Annotated in this window: 16 protein-coding genes; 11 read left to right on the top strand and 5 right to left on the bottom strand. The window is 64.0% G+C overall.

What is annotated here, in order from left to right; translation table 11 throughout:
• Positions 1-88: 88 nt before the first annotated feature.
• Positions 89-898 carry a tRNA threonylcarbamoyladenosine dehydratase gene (locus IGX34_RS05130; protein WP_192554622.1) on the top strand — a complete coding sequence of 270 codons (810 nt, stop codon included), beginning with the start codon at positions 89-91 and terminating at the stop codon, positions 896-898.
• Between the two features lie 92 nt (positions 899-990).
• Here the strand turns inward: IGX34_RS05130 and phbB are convergent, their stop codons facing one another.
• On the bottom strand, positions 991-1731 hold the full coding sequence (gene phbB / locus IGX34_RS05125) for an acetoacetyl-CoA reductase (protein ID WP_192554621.1): 741 nt from the start codon (positions 1729-1731) through the stop codon (positions 991-993).
• Between the two features lie 145 nt (positions 1732-1876).
• Entirely contained in the window at positions 1877-2743 is an 867-nt protein-coding gene (gene gluQRS, locus IGX34_RS05120) for a tRNA glutamyl-Q(34) synthetase GluQRS (RefSeq protein ID WP_192554620.1), read from the bottom strand.
• Between the two features lie 140 nt (positions 2744-2883).
• Here gluQRS and htpX point away from each other — a divergent pair, with 140 nt between their 5' ends.
• From htpX to IGX34_RS05105, 3 genes are all read left to right on the top strand, one after another.
• On the top strand, positions 2884-3771 hold the full coding sequence (gene htpX / locus IGX34_RS05115; RefSeq protein WP_192554619.1) for a protease HtpX: 888 nt from the start codon (positions 2884-2886) through the stop codon (positions 3769-3771).
• A gap of 75 nt (positions 3772-3846) precedes the next feature.
• On the top strand, positions 3847-5715 hold the full coding sequence (gene htpG / locus IGX34_RS05110) for a molecular chaperone HtpG (RefSeq protein WP_192554618.1): 1869 nt from the start codon (positions 3847-3849) through the stop codon (positions 5713-5715).
• Between the two features lie 71 nt (positions 5716-5786).
• Complete coding sequence (locus IGX34_RS05105; RefSeq protein WP_192554617.1) at positions 5787-6695, top strand: AEC family transporter; 909 nt, start codon at positions 5787-5789, stop codon at positions 6693-6695.
• Positions 6696-6749: 54 nt separating this feature from the next.
• Here the strand turns inward: IGX34_RS05105 and IGX34_RS05100 are convergent, their stop codons facing one another.
• Positions 6750-7358, bottom strand: a complete 609-nt coding sequence (locus IGX34_RS05100) for a trimeric intracellular cation channel family protein (RefSeq protein ID WP_192554616.1) — start codon at positions 7356-7358, stop codon at positions 6750-6752.
• A gap of 61 nt (positions 7359-7419) precedes the next feature.
• On the opposite strand from IGX34_RS05100, the gene IGX34_RS05095 reads away from it, so the two are divergent.
• Positions 7420-7824: an RNA-binding S4 domain-containing protein gene (locus IGX34_RS05095; RefSeq protein ID WP_425598772.1), complete on the top strand. Its 405-nt coding sequence runs from the start codon at positions 7420-7422 to the stop codon at positions 7822-7824.
• 110 nt (positions 7825-7934) lie between these two features.
• Positions 7935-8495, top strand: coding sequence for a response regulator (locus IGX34_RS05090; protein ID WP_192554614.1), 561 nt, complete (start codon positions 7935-7937; stop codon positions 8493-8495).
• A 110-nt stretch (positions 8496-8605) separates the two neighbouring features.
• On the opposite strand, the gene katG is transcribed toward IGX34_RS05090, so the two are convergent.
• Together katG and mutS are read right to left on the bottom strand one after the other, a co-directional pair.
• Entirely contained in the window at positions 8606-10786 is a 2181-nt protein-coding gene (gene katG / locus IGX34_RS05085) for a catalase/peroxidase HPI (RefSeq protein ID WP_192554613.1), read from the bottom strand.
• 548 nt (positions 10787-11334) lie between these two features.
• Positions 11335-13914, bottom strand: coding sequence for a DNA mismatch repair protein MutS (mutS, locus tag IGX34_RS05080; protein ID WP_192554612.1), 2580 nt, complete (start codon positions 13912-13914; stop codon positions 11335-11337).
• A 90-nt stretch (positions 13915-14004) separates the two neighbouring features.
• Here mutS and IGX34_RS05075 point away from each other — a divergent pair, with 90 nt between their 5' ends.
• From IGX34_RS05075 to alaS, 5 genes are all read left to right on the top strand, one after another.
• Complete coding sequence (locus IGX34_RS05075; protein ID WP_192554611.1) at positions 14005-14514, top strand: CinA family protein; 510 nt, start codon at positions 14005-14007, stop codon at positions 14512-14514.
• 125 nt (positions 14515-14639) lie between these two features.
• On the top strand, positions 14640-15671 hold the full coding sequence (gene recA, locus IGX34_RS05070; RefSeq protein ID WP_192554610.1) for a recombinase RecA: 1032 nt from the start codon (positions 14640-14642) through the stop codon (positions 15669-15671).
• A 17-nt stretch (positions 15672-15688) separates the two neighbouring features.
• Positions 15689-16303, top strand: coding sequence for a short chain dehydrogenase (locus tag IGX34_RS05065; protein ID WP_192554950.1), 615 nt, complete (start codon positions 15689-15691; stop codon positions 16301-16303).
• A gap of 192 nt (positions 16304-16495) precedes the next feature.
• Positions 16496-16993 (top strand): regulatory protein RecX, encoded by a 498-nt coding sequence (locus IGX34_RS05060; protein WP_192554609.1) that lies wholly within the window; start codon positions 16496-16498, stop codon positions 16991-16993.
• An 82-nt stretch (positions 16994-17075) separates the two neighbouring features.
• Positions 17076-19712 (top strand): alanine--tRNA ligase, encoded by a 2637-nt coding sequence (gene alaS / locus IGX34_RS05055; RefSeq protein WP_192554608.1) that lies wholly within the window; start codon positions 17076-17078, stop codon positions 19710-19712.
• The last annotated feature ends 122 nt before the right edge of the window (positions 19713-19834 follow it).

Genomic DNA, 19834 nt, shown 5'->3' with positions numbered 1-19834 from the left:
GTGCGGCGCGGTTAAAATGGCCGGGACTGTTTTGACCTGGACCCGGCGTGCATCCCTGTTTTCCTTCCATCGCTGCGGCTGGCGCGGCATGAGCGGCTCCAACCTGGCCGCCGATCGCTTCGACGGTATCGAGCGCCTGTACGGCACCGGCGCACTGGCGCGGCTGGCGCAGGCGCATGTGTGCGTGATCGGTATCGGTGGCGTCGGTTCCTGGGCCGCCGAGGCGCTGGCGCGCACCGGCGTCGGGCGGCTCACCCTGATCGACGCCGACGAGGTATGCGTCTCCAACACCAATCGCCAGCTGCATGCGCTGGATGGCGAATATGGCAAGCCGAAAGTCGGCGTGATCGCGTCACGCGCGCATGCCATCAATCCGGCGATCCGGTTGGAGGCGATCGAGCGTTTTCTCACGCCCTCAAGCTTGGACGAGTTGCTGGATCGCGGTTATGACGTGGTGCTGGATGCCTGCGACGCGTTTCGCGTCAAGCTGGAAGCGATCGCCTGGTGCCGCCGACGCAAACTGCCGATGGTGACGGTGGGCTCGGCCGGTGGCCGCACCGATCCGACCCAGATCCGGGTGCGCGATCTTTCGCGCACCGAGCACGATGCGATGTTCAGCCTGATCCGCAAAAAGCTTCGCCAAGACTTCGGCTTTCCGCGCAATCCGGATCGCTACTTCGGCGTGTCGGCGGTGTACTCGTTGCAGAACGTGCAGTACCCGCAGCCGGATGGGACTGTGTGCGGCACGCGCCCGCCGGGCGGTGATGCTTTGAATCTGGCCTGCGGCGGCGGTCTTGGCGCGGCTACGCATGTCACGGGCACCTTTGCTTTTGCCGCCGTGGGCAAGGTGCTGGAGAAAGTGCTGCAGACAGGCGCCAAGCCTTCGCGTGACGAGTGAGGCGCAGCTTCTGCCGCGTGGCCGGCATGAAATGAGCAGGGCCCGTCATCGGCGATGACGGGCCCTGCTCATCTACTGCTAAAGCAGGGGCTTTACCAGCCCATGTAGTGGCCGCCGTTGATGGCCAGATTGGCGCCGGTGATCCAGCTGGCCTCATCGGTGGTGAAGAACGCCACCGCGTGGGCGATTTCTTCCGGCTTGCCCAGGCGGCCCACCGGAATCTGCACCACGATCTTCTCGCGCACTTCCTCCGGTACCGCCATCACCATGTCGGTGGCCACGTAGCCGGGGGAAACGGTGTTCACCGTGATGCCGAAACGCGCATTTTCTTGCGCCAGCGAAATGGTGAAGCCATGCATGCCGGCCTTGGCCGCCGCGTAGTTGGCCTGGCCGTACTGGCCTTTCTGGCCGTTGATCGAGCTGATCTGCACGATGCGGCCCCATTTGCGCGTGCGCATGTCTTCGATCACCGGGCGGGTGACGTTGAAGCAGGCGTTGAGGTTGGTGTTCACCACGTCCATCCACTGCTGGTAGGTCATCTTGTGGAAGGTGGTGTCGCGGGTGATGCCGGCGTTGTTGACCAGGATGTCCACCGGGCCGCATTTGTGATGGACCGCATTGATCATGTCTTCGCAGGAAGTGGGATCGGCCACGTCGCCCGGCACCATGCACACCTCGATACCGTCCTTCGCCATCTTCTGGCGCCAGGCCTCGGCCTTGGCTTCATCGCGGTAGTTGGTGGCGACCCGATGCCCCTGCTTGGCCAGATAGCGCACGATCGCGGTGCCGATACCGCCGGTGCCGCCAGTAACCAATGCCGTACGCTGTGTCATGACCTGATCTCCTTGGATTGTCTGCGGGGGATGCCATCGTGCCGAATGCACGCATAGCTAGTGAGGTTATACGCAGACATCATGAAGGAATATCGGTTCTCGGTATCGCGAACATGCTGGCACTGCGTCTGCTGTTTATACCGGGTTACAACAGGTGATGATCGCTGCATTGCGACAAACGCCGCGGGTCGAAGCCGGCCAGTGCGGCATCCAGCAATGCGGACGGATGCATGGCCGCAGTGTCCGGTCGAATGCCCAGAAATGACAGGGCACGACGCAGGGCTGGCATGGGCTGCTCCGCATCGACCTCGCGTGCGCGTTCGGACTTCGACAGTTTGCGGCCCTGGCTATCGAGCACCAGCGGCAGATGCAGATAGCGTGGCGTGGGCAGATCCAGGCAGCGTTGCAGCCAGATTTGCCGTGGGGTGGAGTCGAGCAGATCGCTGCCGCGCACCACGTCGGTGATGCCTTGCCAGGCGTCGTCGACCACGCAGGCCAGCTGATAGGAATAGAAGCCTTCCACCCGGCGGATTACGAAATCGCCCACGCTCTGGCGCAGCGACTGGCTTTGCGGCCCCTGCAGCGCATCGGTGAAACGGATCTCTTCATCGGGTACGCGGATGCGCCATGCCGGTGCGCGATCCGCTGCGGGGGCGGCAATGCAGTGTCCATCCCGATGCATGCCGCCGCTTGGCGCCAGGTCGTTGCGGCTGCACCAGCACGGAAACAGCAGGCCGGCCCGTTGCAGCTGAGCGAAGGCCGCGTCATACGCAGCGGTGCGGGATGACTGATAGATGACACGGTCATCCGCCTGCAGCCCGAACGCCGGCAATGCCGCCAGGATCGCCTCGGCCGAACCGGCCACCTCGCGCGGCGGATCGATATCTTCCACCCGCACCAGCCACTGGCCGCCGGCGTGCCGCGCGCATAGCCAGCTGCCTACCGCGGCGGCCAGCGAGCCGGCATGCAGCAGGCCGGTGGGGGAGGGGGCGAAACGTCCGCGATAGCTCATCGATCCATTTTACGGAAGCTGACCCAATTGCCCACGATGCCGCAGCGGGATGCGCTTAGGTCTTGAAAAGGCAAGTTTTTGCCCGGATCTCCTGGCGACACTACCATTGCCCAGATCGGTGTGACGATCCAAGGATAGCCATGCGCCGCATTGCGCTTTTTTTACTTACCAATATTGCCGTTCTGTTCCTGCTGACTATCGTCTGCCGCCTGTTCGGCGTGGACCAGTGGGCCGCCATGCATGGCTACGGCGGCATGCAGGGCTTGCTGATCTATGCCGCGGTGTTCGGCATGGGCGGTGCCTTTATCTCGCTGGCCATGTCCAAGTGGATGGCCAAGATGTCCACCGGCGCCCGGGTGATCGAGCAGCCGCAGAGCGAGGGCGAGCGCTGGCTGCTCGATACCGTGCGCCGGCACGCGCAGAACGCCGGCATCGGCATGCCGGAAGTGGCGATCTACGACGCCCCGGAAATGAATGCCTTCGCCACTGGCATGACCCGCAACAGCGCGCTGGTGGCGGTAAGCAGCGGCTTGCTGCAGCAGATGGACCGCGAGCAGATCGCCGCGGTGCTCGGCCATGAAATCGGCCATGTGGCGAATGGCGACATGGTGACGCTTACCTTGATCCAGGGCGTGCTCAATACCCTGGTGATCCTGGCGGCGCGCATCGTTGGCCGGCTGGTCGACAGCTGGCTGTCCGGCGGCCGCGAAAGCCGCGGCTCGGGGATCGGCTATTTTGTCTGCGTGATGGTGCTGCAGCTGGTGTTCGGCCTGTTCGCCTCAATGATCGTGATGGCGTTCTCGCGCTGGCGCGAGTTCCATGCCGATGCCGCCGGCGCCAAGCTGGCCGGCCGTGGCGCAATGATTTCCGCACTGCAGCGCCTGCAGCTCAACCATGGCGAGAGCAGCTTGCCCAAGACGATGGCGGCATTCGGCATCGCCGGCCCGCTGGCGCAGGGGCTGCAGCGCCTGTTCATGAGCCATCCACCGCTGGAAGAGCGCATCGCCGCGCTGCAAAAGCAGGTGTGATGCAACCGCTTCCCCTCTCCCTGCCGGGGAGAGGCGTTTAAACTTCTCTGTTGTCCTGACCTTTCCGACCAGACCATGACCACAACCACCGAAACCCGCAAATTCGAAGCCGAAGTAGCCCAGGTACTGCACCTGGTCACGCACTCGCTTTATTCGCACAAGGAAATCTTCCTGCGCGAACTGATTTCCAATGCCTCCGACGCCTGCGACAAGCTGCGTTTCGAATCCATCGCCAAGCCCGAACTGCTGGCCGGCGATGCCGAGCTGCATATCGACGTGAGCTGGGACCCGGATGCACGCACGGTGACCGTGCGTGACAACGGCATCGGCATGAGCCGTGACGAAGTGGTGGCCAATATCGGCACCATTGCCAGCTCCGGCACTCGCCGTTTCCTGGAAGCGATGAGCAGCGAGCAGAAGAGCGATGCGCGCCTGATCGGCCAGTTCGGGGTGGGCTTCTATTCGGCCTTCGTGGTCGCCGACAAGGTCACCGTGCTCAGCCGCCGTGCCGATGTGGCCGCGGGTGAAGGCGTGAAGTGGGAGAGCGACGGCAAGGGCGAGTATTCGCTGGAACAGGTGGAACTGCCCGAGCGCGGTACGGCGGTGGTGTTGCATCTGAAGGCCGACGAGGACGAATTCCTCAAGCGCTGGCAGCTGCGTTCGCTGATCACCCGCTATTCCGATCACGTCGCCTTCCCGATCCGCATGCCGGAGGAAAAGGACGACAAGCCCAGTGACGAATGGGAAACCGTCAACGCCGCTTCCGCGCTGTGGACCAAGCCCAAGAGCGACATCAGCGACGAGGATTACCAGAGCTTCTACAAGTCGCTCGGCCACGATTTCAACGATGCGCTGGCCTGGACCCACAACCGGGTGGAAGGCAGCCAGAGCTTCACCACGCTGCTGTACCTGCCGGCGCAGCCGCCGTTCGAGTTGATGATGGGCGTGCGCGACGAGCGCAAGGGGCTCAAGCTCTACATCAAGCGCGTCTTCATCATGGATGCGGCGGAAGAACTGCTGCCCAACTACCTGCGCTTCGTGCGCGGTGTGGTCGATGCGGATGATCTGCCGCTCAATGTGAGCCGCGAAATCCTGCAGCAGAACCGCCAGCTGGAGCGCATCAAGGCGGCTTGCGTAAAGCGCGTGCTCGACCTGATCGAAAAGCTGGCCAGGGACGAACCCGAGAAATTCGAGACCTTCTACCAGGCCTTCGGCAACACCTTGAAGGAAGGCATTGCCGAAGATCACGCCAACCGCGAGCGCATTGCCAAGCTGCTGCGCTTCGCCTCGACCAAGGGCGAGGGCAGCGCGCAGAAGGTGTCGCTGGACGATTACCTGGGCCGCATGGCGGTGGGCCAGGACGAGATCTGGTACATCACCGCCGACAGTTATGCCGCGGCGGCCGGCAGCCCGCAGCTGGAGGCATTCAAGGCCAAAGGCATTGAAGTGCTGCTGATGTTCGATCGCATCGACGAATGGATGATCGGCAGCCTGACCGAATACGCCGGCAAGAAGCTGCGCAACGTGGCCAAGGGCGAGCTGCCGCTGGACGAAGAGGGCAAGAAGCAGCAGGAAGAGGCCAGCAAGGCGGCCGAGCCGCTGCTGAAGAAGCTCAAGGAATTGCTGGGCGATCGCGTGGGCGACGTGCGGGTTTCCGCGCGCCTTACCGATTCACCTACGTGCCTGGCTTTGTCCGACTATGAAATGGCACCGCATCTGGCGCGCCTGCTGCGCGAGGCCGGTCACGACATGCCGTCGAACAAACCGACGCTGGAGATCAATCCGCAGCATGCACTGCTCAAGCGCGTCGAGGCGGAAAACGACGAAGCCAAGGCCAGGGATCTTGCCGGCCTGTTGCTGGAGCAAGCGGAGATTGCGGCGGGTGCGCAGCTGCCGGATCCGGCAGCCTTTGTGCAACGTTTGAATCGCGTGCTGCTGGGCTGATCCAGGCATCACACGAAGTACCGACAAAGGCGGCCGCTATACTGCGGCCGCCTTTGTTTTTGAGGGAAACGATGAGCGCGCTGCTGCTTTTGTTTGCCTGCCTGGCGCTGGGCATGGTGGTGGCGCGCTGGGCGAATCCGCCAGCCGGCATCGTGCCGGGCATCAACTGGTGGGTGATCAACGTAGCCTTGCCGGCGCTGGTGCTGGACCTGATCCCGCGCGTGAAGTTCGATGCGCAGTTATGGTTTCCGGTGGCGGCGATGGTGATCGTGTTCGGCGGCGCGTGGCTGCTGTTTGGCGTACTGGGAGCGCGGCTGGGCTGGTCGCGAGGGCGCATCGGCGCGCTGGTGCTGGTCTGTGGACTGGGCAATACCTCGTTTATGGGTTATCCGATGATGCTGGCCCTGCATGGCCAGCAAGGCCTGTCGCTGGCGGTCGTGGCCGACCAACTGGGCTGCTTTCCACTGCTTGCCTCGGCCGGCGTGGTAGTCGCTTCGATCTATGCGGGGCGCAGTCCGGATGCCGGCGCAATCATCCGCCGTGTGCTCACCTTTCCTTCGTTCGTGGCCTTGATCGTCGGCATCGTCGCCGGCCTGCTGGGCGGATGGCCTGAACCTGTGCATGGCGTACTTGCACCGGTGGGCAGCACCTTGACCCCGCTGGCGCTGTTTTCGGTGGGGATGCAGTTCCGCTTCCGCATCGAGCGCGGCCAATCGGCGGCACTGGCCTGGGGCCTGGGCTGGAAGTTGCTGCTGGCGCCGCTGGCGTGCTGGCTGCTGGGGCGCGCGGCGGGCGTGAGCGGCTTGATCCTGACGGTTGGTGTATTGCAGGCGGCGATGGCGCCGATGATTTCCGCGGCGATTCTCGCCGACGACTACGAACTCGATCCGCCGCTGGCCAATGCCGTACTGGGCGCAGGCATCCTGCTGTCCCTGCTGACCATCCCACTGGGCGACCTGCTACTACGTAGGTTGGGTTAGCGCAGCGCAACCCAACGATGTCGCACAGCTCGGAAAACGTTGGGTTACGCTGCGCTAACCCAACCTGCTCAGGCGCGGCAGGTGCAGGCCCCATACGACGGCCAGCACGCGCACACCCAGGATCACCAGCACTCCGACGCTTACCGCCACGGTGCGCGGCAGGCCCAGCTTCTGCAGGATCACATACGCCACGATGCCGGCGATCGCCGCCGTGGCGTAGAGGTCCTGCTGGAAGATCATCGGTACGCGTGCGCTCATCACATCGCGCAACATGCCGCCGGCGGTGCCGGTCATCGCGCCCATCAGCACTACGATCAGGAACGAATGCCCGCTTGCTTCGGCGATCTGCGCGCCGCTGATCGCAAACAGCGCCAGTCCCAGTGCATCGGCTACCACCAGGCTGTTGCCCGGCGGCGGCAGGAAGGCGATATAGACCATGGTCAGCGCGGCGGCGGCCAGGATCACCCACAGATAGCGTGCATCGCGGATCCAGAAAATCGGATGCCGGTTGAGCAGCACATCGCGCAAGGTGCCGCCGCCGATGGCGGTAAGCGCGGCGAGGGCGAATCCACCCAGCAGATCCATGTGAACGTGCGCCGCCACCAGAACGCCGCTTATGGCGAACACGGCTACGCCGATCAGATCCATCAGGTACAGAATCATGCCTTCCCCTGGGTGTGGCGCCCGCATGCGCCGCCGGTCGATTGATCGGATAATGCCATTGATGAACCAGGCAACACACGCAGCCCCCGCCGCCGTCCGCGCCGATATCTGGCTATGGGCCGCCCGCATGTACAAGACGCGCAGCCTGGCCAAGCAGGCCATCGATGGCGGCAAGGTCGACGTCAACAATGCCGGCTGCAAGCCGTCCAAGACCTTGCATGTCGGCGACCGGCTGCGGCTTACCCGCGGCGAGGAGCGGCTCGAGCTGGAAATCCTGGCCCTGGCCGAGCAGCGCGGGCCGGCCAGCGCTGCCCAGCTGCTGTATCGCGAAACCGAGGCCAGCCGCACTGCCCGCGAGCAGGCGCGGGAGCTGCGCCGGCTGAGCGGGGCGGGCCTGAACCACCCGCCGAGGCGGCCAAACAAGCAGGAACGTCGGGAATTGCGACGGCTTAAGGACTTTCCATGAGCAGCGCATCTCAGAAATCCGCATGAATCTGCGTGAAGATCCTTCCAAAAGAACGGCCTTGCATAAGCAGTCCGTGGAAGCAGACGCAGTAATGGATTTGGGGGTACGCCATGAACGGGATCGAATTCTTCAAGCGCTTGCTTGGCAGCACGGCGCCTGAAACCGTCCAGCATGGAACATCGATGCAGGCCGCCGCGGGCACTCGCATGCTGGTGGTCGACGATTCGCCGACCATCCGTGCGGTGCTCGGCAAGATGCTGGGCCAGGACGGCTACACGGTGCAGAAGGCGGTCGATGGTGAAACCGCGATCGCGCTGGCCAAGGCCGAGCAGCCGGAACTGATCTTCCTGGATATCGTGCTGCCGGGCATGAACGGCTTTGCCGTATTGCGTGCGCTGCGCCACGATCCGCTGACGCGGCATATCCCGATCGTGATGATCAGCGGCAACCAACAGGCCACCGAGCAGTTCTACGTGCAGCGCTTCGGCGCCGACGACTTCATCAAGAAGCCGTTCGGCCAGCGCGAGGTGCAGCAGAGCATCCAGCGCCTGGTGCATGCCGGACGCCTGCCGGTACGTGCCCCGGCGGCAGCACCCGCCCATCCGGTTGCCGAGATGGCCGTGAATCCGTACAAGGATGCCGCAGACGCAATGCCCGGCATGGCCGCCTGAGTTTCAGTTTCCCCTGCGCATAAACAACAACGCCGCAGCGCTTGCGCTGCGGCGTTGTTGTTTATGGATGGGCTCGATCCGATCGGCGGATCGAGCCTGTGCCATCTACCTCACCCCAGATCGAAACGATCCAGGTTCATCACCTTGGTCCAGGCGGCGACGAAGTCACGCGCGAACTTCTCCTTCGCATCCGGGCAGGCATAGATTTCCGCCAGGGCGCGCAACTGGCAGTTCGAGCCGAACAGCAGGTCGACGCGCGTACCGGTCCATTTCACGGCGCCGGTCTTGCGATCACGGCCTTCGAAGGTCTCCTGTGCCGCGGACGTCGGCTTCCACTCCGTGCCCATGTCGAGCAGGTTGACGAAGAAGTCGTTGCTCAGCGTGCCCGGGTGCTGGGTGAAAACGCCATGCTTGCTGTGGTCGGCATTGGTATCCAGGGCGCGCATGCCGCCGATCAGCACCGTCATCTCGGGTGCGGAAAGGGTAAGCAATTGCGCCTTGTCCACCAGCAGCTTCTCGGCGGGCACGGTGTATTTGCCCTTGAGATAGTTGCGGAAGCCGTCGGCGATCGGTTCGAGCACCTCGAAGGAATCCACATCGGTCTGTTCCTGCGAGGCATCCGCGCGTCCCGGCGAGAAAGGCACGGTGATGTTGACGCCGGCATTTTTTGCCGCCTGCTCGACGCCGGCATTGCCAGCCAGCACGATCAGGTCGGCCAGCGACACTTTCTTGCCGCCGGACTGGGCCTTGTTGAATTCGCCCTGGATGCCTTCGAGTGTCTTCAGCACCTTGGCCAGTTGCTCCGGCTGGTTGACCTGCCAATCCTTCTGCGGCGCCAGACGAATGCGTGCGCCGTTGGCACCGCCGCGCTTGTCCGAGCCGCGGAAGGTGGAGGCCGAGGCCCAGGCGGTGGATACCAGCTGCGAAACCGACAGGCCCGATGCCAGCACCTTCGCCTTGAGGGCGGCGGCGTCCTGTGTATCGATCAGCTTGTGTTCCACGGCGGGAAGCGGGTCTTGCCAGATCAGCTCTTCGGACGGCACTTCCGGGCCAAGATAGCGTGTGCGCGGGCCCATATCGCGGTGGGTCAGCTTGAACCACGCACGGGCAAAGGCATCGGCGAACTCTTCCGGATGCTCATAGAACCGCCGCGAGATTTTTTCATAGGCGGGGTCGAGGCGCAGCGACAGGTCGGTGGTCAGCATGGACGGGGCGCGGCGCTTGGACGGGTCGTGCGGATCCGGCACGGTGCCGGCGCCGGCATCGCCCTTGGGCTTCCACTGGTGTGCGCCGGCCGGGCTCTTGGTCAGCTCCCACTCGTAGCCGAACAGGTTCTGGAAGAAGCCGTTGCTCCACTTGGTCGGCTCGTTGCTCCAGATCACTTCCAGGCCGCTGGTGATGGTGTCGCCACCCTTGCCGCTGCCATAGGTATTGCGCCAGCCCAGGCCTTGTTCTTCCAGGCCGGCCGCTTCCGGATCGGGGCCGACATGGGAGGCGGGGCCTGCACCGTGGGTCTTGCCGAAGGTGTGGCCGCCGGCGATCAGCGCCACGGTCTCTTCGTCATTCATCGCCATGCGCGCAAAGGTTTCGCGAATGTCGCGCGCGGCGGCGATCGGATCGGGGTTGCCGTTCGGGCCTTCCGGATTCACATAGATCAGGCCCATCTGCACGGCGGCCAGCGGGTTTTCCAGATTGCGGTCGCCGGTGTAGCGCTTGTCGTCCAGCCAGGTGGTTTCGGTGCCCCAATAAACATCCTGATCCGGTTCGAACACGTCCTTGCGGCCGGCGCCGAAACCGAAGGTCTTGAAGCCCATCGATTCCAGTGCGACGTTGCCGGTCAACACGATCAGGTCGGCCCAGGAAATGCGCTTGCCGTACTTTTGCTTGATCGGCCAGATCAGGCGGCGCGCTTTGTCCAGGCTGACGTTATCCGGCCAGCTGTTGAGCGGAGCGAAGCGTTGCTGCCCGGAGCCTGCGCCGCCACGGCCATCGCCGGTGCGGTAGGTGCCGGCGGCATGCCATGCCATGCGGATGAACAGCGGACCATAGTGGCCGAAGTCTGCCGGCCACCAGTCTTGCGAGTCGGTCATCAATGCATGCAGGTCCTTCTTCAGGGCTGCATAGTCGAGCTTTTTGAATTCTTCGGCGTAGTCGTAGTCCTCATCCATCGGCGTGGACTTGGACGAGTGCTGGTAAAGAATTTGCAGACTGAGCTGATTGGGCCACCAATCGCGGTTGGTCGTGCCGCCGCCGGCAGTATGGTTGAACGGGCACTTTGATTCGGTTGACATGTGTCGCCACCTTTTTGGTCGTTTGCGTCCAGCTACTTGGCCTGGTCTGGGATCCAGACATGGATAGATGAAACAGTCCTTGCTAATCGCATCGGGCGATGCGTCGAGTGTTTGATGCAGGGGACATCAATGGCGAGCCGGCGGTGTGGCTATGCTGGTTATCCGTAACAACGGCACGGGGCGTGATCGACAGGGCTTGATGATCGCGACTCATGACAGGGTCCTCATACGGCTTGCTCAGTGGCTGGCGTCGGCTCGCTGCGCTCGAATGTAGGCGTCGGTACGGGGGATGTGAATTTGAATTTTCCAATCTTCGCCATAGCCCCTGGCTATGAGATGGACGCGCGGGCAGCTGCGTACGCGCGGCGGCGCCAAACGATAAACCCGCAAACGTTGCGTTGCGGTGAAAAGTTCGCTGCCCTTACAGGCTGGCGTAACTGCCTGCCGTCATTCCGGCGAGGGCCGGAATGACGATTCGGCCGGACGGTTTTTTTACCCGTCCGAGTGATTCCGGTTGCAGAAGGCTACAAGCCGTCCCGGCGAATTTCTCAGCAAAGCGCCTTCAACCGATACAGCGCCTCAAGCGCCTCGCGTGGCGTCATGGCATCCAGGTCCATGCCGTCCAAGGCACGCTCCACCGCCGAAGGCGCCGTCGCAAACAATCCCAGTTGCGGTGAGGCAGGGGCTGCCGGGTTGGAAGCCGGCGCGGCCACTTGTGCGTGCATGCCGCGTTCCAGCTCGGCCAGCGTGCGGCGTGCATCGGCGATCACCGCCTTGGGCAGACCCGCCAGCGCGGCCACCTGCAGGCCGAAGCTGCGATTGGCCGGACCTTCCTTCACCGCATGCATGAACACCAACTGCTCGCCGTACTCCACTGCATCGAGATGCACATTGGCGATGCTGCCGTACTCGGAAGCCAGTTCGGTCAATTCGAAATAATGCGTGGCGAACAGCGTATAGGCACGGCTGCTGGCCGCAAGATGCACGGCGGCGGCGCGCGCCAGTGCAAGTCCGTCATAGGTGCTGGTGCCGCGCCCGACTTCATCCATCAGCACCAGGCTTTGCGGCGTGGCGTTGTGCAGGATATTGGCGGTTTCGCTCATTTCCACCATGAAGGTGGATTGGCCGCGCGACAGGTCGTCGCCCGCGCCGATGCGGGTGAAGATGCGGTCGATCGCGCCGATCACCGCGCGCGATGCCGGCACGTAGCTGCCGATATGCGCCAGCAGCACGATCAGTGCGTTCTGCCGCATATAGGTGGATTTACCGCCCATGTTCGGGCCGGTGATCACCAGCATGCGGCGATTGTCGTCCAGCATCAGGTCGTTCGGTTCGAACGGTTCCTCGCGCACCTTTTCCACCACCGGATGACGGCCGCGTTCGATCGCGATGCCAGCTGCATCGGTAAGTTCGGGTGCGTTCCAGTCCAGCGCTTCGGCGCGTTCGGCCAGCGTGCACAGCACGTCGAGTTCAGCCATCGCCGCGGCGGCGTGCTTGAGCGGTTCGAGCTGTTCGGTAAGCGTGTCCAGCAAGGCCTCGTACAAGGCGCGCTCACGCATCAGCGAGCGTTCCTTGGCCGACAGCACCTTGTCTTCGAAGGTTTTCAGTTCTTCGGTGATGTAGCGTTCGGCGTTCTTGGTGGTCTGGCGGCGCGTGTAATGCGTGGGTGCCTTATCTGCCTGACCCTTGCTGATTTCGATGTAATAGCCGTGCACGCGGTTGTAGCCGACTTTCAGCGTGGCGATGCCGCTGGCGGCCTTTTCGCGTTCTTCCAGTTCGACCAGGTATTGGTCGGCATGGGTAGCCAGGCGGCGCAGTTCATCCAGTTCGCTGTCGTAGCCGTCGCCAATGACGCCGCCATCGCGCATCAGCACCGGTGGCTGTTCGATGATGGCGCGCTGGAGCAACGCGGCGACGGAGGCGTGGTCGCCGATGTGGTCTATCAGGCTGTGCAGCAGCGGGCTGTCCAGGCTGGCGATGGACTCGCGCAGCGACGGAGCGGCGGCCAGTCCATCGCGCAGAGTGGAAAGATCGCGCGGGCGCGCCGAACGCAGCGCCACGCGCGCCAGGATGCGCTCCAGATCGCCGATACCGCGCAGCTGATCGCGCAAACCCTCGTAGTGGCGCGTTTCGATCAGCGCACCGATTGCCTGGTGGCGGCGGCGCAGAATCTCGCGCGAGCGCAGCGGGCGATTCAGCCAGCGTCGCATCAGGCGTGCGCCCATCGGCGTCACGGTTTCGTCCAGCACGCCGAGCAAGGTGTGCTCGGTGCGGCCGCTGGGATGGGTGTCCAGTTCCAGGTTGCGGCGCGTGGCGGCATCCAGCGCAATGGTTTCGCTGGCGCTTTCCACTGCCATGCCGGACAGATGCGGCAATGCGCTTTTCTGGGTTTCTTCCACATAGCCGAGCAGGCAGCCGGCCGCGGCAATCGCCAGCGGCAGCTTGTCCACGCCGAAGCCGCCGAGGTCGCGCGTGCCGAAGAAGCGGTTGAGCTCGCGCCGCGCCGCATCGCTGTCGAAATGCCACGGTGGGCGCTTGCGCAGGCCGGGCAGGGTGCTGACCAGCTTCGGCCACGCCACGTCTTCGCCGACCAGGGTCTCGGCCGGCTGCAGGCGCGCCAGTTCCGCGGCCAGTGCTTCGGCGTTCGGCACTTCGCTGAGCAGGAAGCGGCCGCTGGAAAGATCCACCCAGGCCAGGCCGTAGCTGCCGTGCGCGCCAGCGGCGATCGCCAGCAGCAGGTTGTCGCGGCGCTCCTCCAGCAGCGCGGCATCCGTCACCGTGCCCGGCGTGACGATGCGTACCACCTTGCGCTCCACCGGGCCCTTGGCCAGCGCCGGATCGCCGATCTGCTCGCAGATCGCCACCGACTCGCCCAGCCGCACCAGCTTGGCCAGATAATTTTCCACCGCGTGATAGGGCACGCCCGCCATCGGAATGGGCTGCCCCGCCGATTGACCGCGTTGCGTCAGCGTGATGTCGAGCAGGCGCGCCGCCTTGCGTGCGTCGTCGTAGAACAGCTCGTAGAAATCGCCCATGCGGAAAAACAGCAGCACGTCCGGGTGAGCTGCCTTGGCCGCGAGGTATTGGCGCATCAGTGGGGTGTGGAGTGAGAGGTCGTCCTGGCTCATGCGGTCAAGTCTTGGCGTCACGGGGCGGAAGGCGTACAAGAAGCGCCTTGCGCCGCGAACTGATGGCGTCGGGAAAGTGTGGAGTTTCGCATGGAGTTGTCGTCCGTTCCTACCGACGCCGAGCTGGCGGCATGGGCTGTGCGGATCGCTGCGGAGGTGCAGCAGCGCCAGCTGATGCTGGTCAGCGCCGAGTCGTGCACCGGCGGCTGGATCGCCAAGGTGCTCACCGACCTGGCCGGCAGCTCTGCCTGGTTCGAGGGCGGCGTGGTCAGCTATAGCAATGCCTTGAAGGAGTCGCTGCTGGGCGTGCAGCGGGAAACCCTGGAGCGCTTCGGCGCGGTCAGCGAAGAAACCGCCCTGGAGATGGTGTCCGGCGCACTGCTGCGTTTCGGCGCCGGTGTGGCGGTGGCGGTGACCGGCGTGGCCGGTCCCAGCGGCGGCACGCCGCAAAAGCCGGTCGGCACGGTCTGGATCAGCTGGCAGCACCGCGGTGGCGCGGCCTATGCCCGGCGATTCCAGTTCGCCGGCGATCGCGAAGCGGTCCGACGCCAGACCGTGGCCGCGGCCCTCATCGGCATTCGCGAAACGCTGACAGGCTGAGCAGAAATTACCCAAGGGTCCGGCTTGACCGATGTGGGATACTGACTGCTTGCATCGATCCCAGTCCCTGAGACGGGACGGGCGCAAGATGCCGCTCACGACCACTACGAACCGGAATCAAGACGATGGATGACAACAAGCGCAAGGCGCTAGCTTCCGCCCTCGGCCAGATCGAGAAGCAATTCGGCAAAGGTGCGGTGATGCGCCTGGGCGACCGCACCGACGACAGCATCGAGACCATTTCCACCGGTTCGCTGGGTCTGGATATCGCGCTGGGCGTCGGCGGCCTGCCGCGCGGCCGCGTGGTGGAGATCTACGGTCCGGAATCCTCGGGCAAGACCACGCTCACCCTGCAGGTGATCGCCAACTGCCAGAAGAACGGCGGCACCGCCGCCTTCGTCGACGCCGAGCACGCGCTCGATCCCAGCTACGCCCAGAAGCTTGGCGTGAACGTGGACGACCTGCTGGTCTCGCAGCCCGATACCGGCGAACAGGCGCTGGAAATCGCCGACATGCTGGTGCGCTCCGGCGCGGTGGACATCGTGGTGGTCGACTCGGTTGCCGCGCTGACCCCCAAGGCCGAAATCGAAGGCGAAATGGGCGACTCCCATGTCGGCCTGCACGCCCGCCTGATGAGCCAGGCACTGCGCAAGCTCACCGCCAACATCAAGAAATCCAACTGCCTGGTGATCTTCATCAACCAGATCCGCATGAAGATCGGCGTGATGTTCGGCAACCCCGAAACCACCACCGGCGGCAACGCGCTGAAGTTCTACGCCTCGGTGCGCCTGGATATCCGCCGCATCGGCGCGGTGAAGAAGGGCGAGGAAGTGATCGGCTCCGAAACGCGCGTAAAGGTGGTGAAGAACAAGGTGGCACCGCCATTCCGCCAGGCCGAATTCGAGATCCTGTACGGCGAAGGCTCCTCGCGCGAAGGCGAGATCATCGAGCTGGGCGTGGCCCAGAGCCTGGTGGAGAAATCCGGCGCCTGGTACAGCTACAAGGGCGATCGCATTGGCCAGGGCAAGGAGAACGTGCGCCAGTTCCTGCGCGACAATCCGGCCATCGCCGACGAAATCGATCGCGAGCTGCGTGCGCGTCTGCTGGTTACCAGCAACGGTGCGGTGGCTTCGGGCGAGGCGCTGGAAGAGGCCTGAGCATGAGCGAACGACGCCTGCGCATTCTGCTGGTCGGCGCCTCCGGCACGCTGGGGCGTGCCGTGGCGGCCGAATTGGGACAGCGTCATGAAGTGATCGCCGCCGGCCGCCATTCCGGCAGCGTGCAGATCGATCTCACCGACGTCGACAGCATTCGCAAAGGATTGCAGCAGGCCGGCGAGCTGGATGCGGTGATCAGCGCGGCGGGCAAGGTCAGCTTCGCGCCGCTGGCGGATTTCAAGCCCGCGCTGTATGGCGATTCGCTGCATACGCTGGGCATCGCCGACAAACTGCTGGGGCAGGTAAATCTGGCCCTGGCGGCGCGGGATCACTTGCGCGACGGCGGTTCGATCACGCTTACCACCGGCATTCTGTCCGAGCAGCCGATCGTGGCGGGCACGTCCGCCAGCCTGGTCAACGGCGCGGTGGAAGCATTCGCCCGCGCGGCCGCGATCGAGCTGCCACGTGGGCTGCGCATCAACGTGGTCAGCCCGAACGTGCTGGTCGAGGCGATGGATTCCTATGCGCCGTTCTTCCGCGGTTTCGAGCCGGTGACGGCGGCGCGTGCGGCGCTGGCCTTCAGCCGTAGCGTGGAAGGGGCGCAGACCGGGCAGGTTTACAAGGTCTTCTGATTGGCGCATCGGCGCATGCGGAAAAGTCCGACTTATCCTCAGCGCCATTCCGGTGAAGGCCAGAATCCTTAGTGAGTGCGAAGCGTGGATTCCGGCCTTTACCGGAATGACGCTGAGGCAGATGCCGGCGTCCGATAAAATGCGATCCCTGAGATGCCCGGTTCCTTATTCTCCGAGGCCGCATAGCACCCCATGAAACGCAAACCCGGCGACAACCCGGAAAAGCCCAAGCCCAGTGCCTACAACAAGGCGCTGGGCATGCTTGCGCGCCGCGAGCATTCGCGCCGCGAATTGCGGCAGAAGCTGGATCGCAGCGGCTATGCGGGCGAGGAGGCCGGCGAGGCGCTCGATCGCCTTGGCGAACAGCACTACCAGGACGATGATCGCTTCGCCGACGTACTGATCCGCAGCCGCACCGCCCAGGGCTACGGCCCCATGCGCCTGCGCGCCGAGCTGAAGAGCCACGGCCTGTCGGATGCGCGGATCCGCAGCCTGCTGGACGCCATCGACGTCGACTGGGCCGCGGCCGCGGCCGCCCAATTGCGCCGCCGCTACGGCGGCAAGGGCGCGCCCGATCCCGCCGAACGCGCCCGCCGGGCGCAGTTCCTCTTGCGCCGCGGCTTTCCCGCCGCCACAGTACGGGATGTCACCCACGCCGACGTGGACGACGCTGCCGACGAAACCCTTTGAGGTCCATGATCCAGGAAGGACGGATGGGCCGGTCGCGGCGTCGGCGCTGCATACCCCCTTTTGCTCCTTCGCCCCCGATCTCATGAAAACCGCCGATATCCGCTCCGCTTTTCTCGACTATTTCCGCAGCAAGGACCACACCATCGTGCCGTCCAGTTCGCTGGTGCCGGCCAGCGATCCGACCTTGCTGTTCACCAACTCGGGCATGGTGCAGTTCAAGAACGTGTTCCTCGGCAGCGAAAAACTGCCGTACGTGCGCGCCGCTGACGTACAGCGCTGCCTGCGCGCCGGCGGCAAGCACAACGACCTGGACTCGGTCGGCTACACCGCGCGCCACCACACCTTTTTCGAAATGCTGGGCAACTGGTCGTTCGGGGACTACTTCAAGCGCGATGCGATCCGCTACGCCTGGGAGCTGTTGACCGGCGTATTCCAGCTGCCGGCGGAAAAGCTGTGGGTGACCGTCTATCACACCGATGACGAGGCGTACGGCATCTGGAACAAGGAGATGGGCGTTCCGGCCGAGCGGATCGTGCGCATCGGCGACAACAAGGGCGCACCGTATGCGTCGGACAATTTCTGGCAGATGGCCGACACCGGTCCCTGCGGTCCGTGCACGGAAATCTTCTACGACCACGGTGCGGACATTGCCGGCGGTCCGCCCGGTTCGCCCGATGAAGATGGCGACCGCTACATCGAAATCTGGAACCTGGTGTTCATGCAGTTCGACCGCGCGCCCGACGGCACGCTGTCGCCGCTGCCGGCACCGTGCGTGGACACCGGCATGGGCCTGGAGCGCCTGGCCGCCGTGCTGCAGCACGTGCATTCCAACTATGAGATCGATCTATTCCAGCACCTGATCAAGGTGGCCGGCGAACTCACCCGCACCCAGGATCTGGCCAACAAGTCGCTGCGCGTGATCGCCGACCATATTCGCGCCTGCTCCTTCCTGATCGTCGACGGTGTGCTGCCCTCGAACGAAGGCCGCGGCTACGTACTGCGCCGAATCATCCGCCGCGCCCTGCGCCATGGCTGGATGCTCGGCGTGCGCGGCGATTTTTTCTGGAAGATGGTGCAGCCGCTGGTCGAGGAAATGGGCGCGGCATATCCGGAACTGGCCGCGAAGCAGTCTTTCGTGGAAGAGGCGCTGCGCACCGAAGAACAGCGTTTCGGCGAAACGCTGGAACACGGCATGCGCGTGTTCGACGAAGTAGCTGCCAAGTCAGGTAAAACCATTCCGGGCGAAGACGCGTTCCGCCTGTACGACACCTATGGGTTCCCGGTCGACCTTACCGCCGATATCGCGCGCGAGCGTGGCCTGGCGGTGGACATGGAAGGTTTCGATCGCGCCATGGAAGAGCAGCGCGATCGTGGCCGCAAAGGCAGCAATTTTCAGGCGAAAGGGTTGATGCCGGCTGAGCTTGCCAGCCAGCTCGCGCCAACTACCTTCCTAGGCTATGAAACCCTGTCCAGCCACGGCAGCAAAGTGGTGGGCATCGTGCGCGCAGGCAAGCAGATCGATCAGCTTGCCGCCGGCGACGAGGCCTTGGTGATTCTCGATCGCACGCCGTTCTACGCCGAGTCCGGCGGCCAGGTGGGCGATACCGGCAGCTTGTCGAATGCCGCCGGTTCGTTCGAAGTCGATGACACGCTCAAGATGGGCGGCGTGTTTTTTGGTCATGCCGGTCGTTGGCAAGGTGCGCAACCGTTGCGCACTGGCGACGTGGTCGATGCTTCGGTCGACACGGTGCGCCGTCAGTCGACCGTGCTCAATCACTCCGCCACGCACTTGTTGCACGCGGCCCTGCGCGATGTGCTCGGTACGCATGTCACGCAGAAGGGATCGCTGGTGGCGCCGGATCGCTTGCGTTTCGACTTCTCGCATTTCAAGCCGGTCAGTCGCGAAGAACTCGCACGGATCGAAGCGATGGTGAATGCCGAAGTGCGTCGCAATGACGAAGCACAAGTGCACCAGATGGCCTACGACGACGCCATCGCGTTCGGCGCCATGGCCCTGTTCGGTGAAAAATACGGCGACGAAGTGCGCGTGCTGAAAATGGGCGATTTTTCCACCGAATTGTGTGGCGGTACGCATGTCAGCCGCACCGGCGACATCGGCTTGTTCAAGATCGTCAGCGAAGCCGGCGTAGCCTCCGGCGTGCGCCGTATCGAAGCGGTGACCGGCGCGGGTGCGCTCGCCTATGTTGCCGAAGAAGAACGCCGGCTCGGCGAACTGTCGCAACTGCTGTCCAGCAGCGGCGACGACGTCACCGAAAAACTGCGCCAGCTGCTCGACCGCCAGAAGAAACTTGAACGCGAATTGGAATCCATGCGCGCCAAGGCGGCCGGCTCCATGACCGGCGACCTGGCCAGCTCGGCCACCGATATCGGCGGTATCAAGGTAGTGGCCGCGCGCCTGGAAGGCCTGGATGCCAAGGCTTTGCGCGACGGCATGGATCAGCTCAAGCAACAACTTGCGGATTGCGTGGTGCTGCTGGCCGGTGCTGCGGACGGCCGTGTTTCGCTGGTGGCTGGTGTACACGGCAAGGCCGCCGGACGCATCAAGGCAGGCGAAATCGTGGCGCATGTAGCCGGCCAAATTGAAGGCAAGGGCGGCGGCCGTCCGGACATGGCGCAGGGCGGTGGCCTGGATAAACCACAATTGCCAGACATTTTGACGAGTACAGTCGACTGGGTCGGAAAACAGCTCGCGGGTTGACGCACCGCGTATGGACCCCGTGTAAAGATTGTGTGTAAATTGCACAGTGTGCGGACGCTCAGCTAGTATCGGTCAGATTACGGTGCTACCGGTTGCGAACAGCACCGTGAAGGCAAGCTGTC

The sequence above is a fragment of the Dyella acidiphila genome (assembly GCF_014863405.1).
GTDB classification, from domain to species: domain Bacteria; phylum Pseudomonadota; class Gammaproteobacteria; order Xanthomonadales; family Rhodanobacteraceae; genus Dyella_B; species Dyella_B acidiphila.
Note: the sequence above shows the minus strand (reverse complement) of the source record. Positions and strands in the feature narration are given on the sequence as shown.

Excerpts from the sequence above, each read along its gene's own strand:
- alaS (WP_192554608.1), top strand. The coding sequence starts at position 17,076 with ATGAAAACCGCCGATATCCGCTCCGCTTTTCTCGACTATTTCCGCAGC.
- gluQRS (WP_192554620.1), bottom strand. The coding sequence starts at position 2,743 with ATGAGCTATCGCGGACGTTTCGCCCCCTCCCCCACCGGCCTGCTGCAT.
- katG (WP_192554613.1), bottom strand. The coding sequence starts at position 10,786 with ATGTCAACCGAATCAAAGTGCCCGTTCAACCATACTGCCGGCGGCGGC.
- htpX (WP_192554619.1), top strand. The coding sequence starts at position 2,884 with ATGCGCCGCATTGCGCTTTTTTTACTTACCAATATTGCCGTTCTGTTC.
- IGX34_RS05130 (WP_192554622.1), top strand. The coding sequence starts at position 89 with ATGAGCGGCTCCAACCTGGCCGCCGATCGCTTCGACGGTATCGAGCGC.
- htpG (WP_192554618.1), top strand. The coding sequence starts at position 3,847 with ATGACCACAACCACCGAAACCCGCAAATTCGAAGCCGAAGTAGCCCAG.
- IGX34_RS05090 (WP_192554614.1), top strand. The coding sequence starts at position 7,935 with ATGAACGGGATCGAATTCTTCAAGCGCTTGCTTGGCAGCACGGCGCCT.
- IGX34_RS05060 (WP_192554609.1), top strand. The coding sequence starts at position 16,496 with ATGAAACGCAAACCCGGCGACAACCCGGAAAAGCCCAAGCCCAGTGCC.
- phbB (WP_192554621.1), bottom strand. The coding sequence starts at position 1,731 with ATGACACAGCGTACGGCATTGGTTACTGGCGGCACCGGCGGTATCGGC.
- IGX34_RS05100 (WP_192554616.1), bottom strand. The coding sequence starts at position 7,358 with ATGATTCTGTACCTGATGGATCTGATCGGCGTAGCCGTGTTCGCCATA.
- IGX34_RS05105 (WP_192554617.1), top strand. The coding sequence starts at position 5,787 with ATGAGCGCGCTGCTGCTTTTGTTTGCCTGCCTGGCGCTGGGCATGGTG.
- IGX34_RS05075 (WP_192554611.1), top strand. The coding sequence starts at position 14,005 with ATGGAGTTGTCGTCCGTTCCTACCGACGCCGAGCTGGCGGCATGGGCT.
- mutS (WP_192554612.1), bottom strand. The coding sequence starts at position 13,914 with ATGAGCCAGGACGACCTCTCACTCCACACCCCACTGATGCGCCAATAC.
- recA (WP_192554610.1), top strand. The coding sequence starts at position 14,640 with ATGGATGACAACAAGCGCAAGGCGCTAGCTTCCGCCCTCGGCCAGATC.
- IGX34_RS05095 (WP_425598772.1), top strand. The coding sequence starts at position 7,420 with ATGAACCAGGCAACACACGCAGCCCCCGCCGCCGTCCGCGCCGATATC.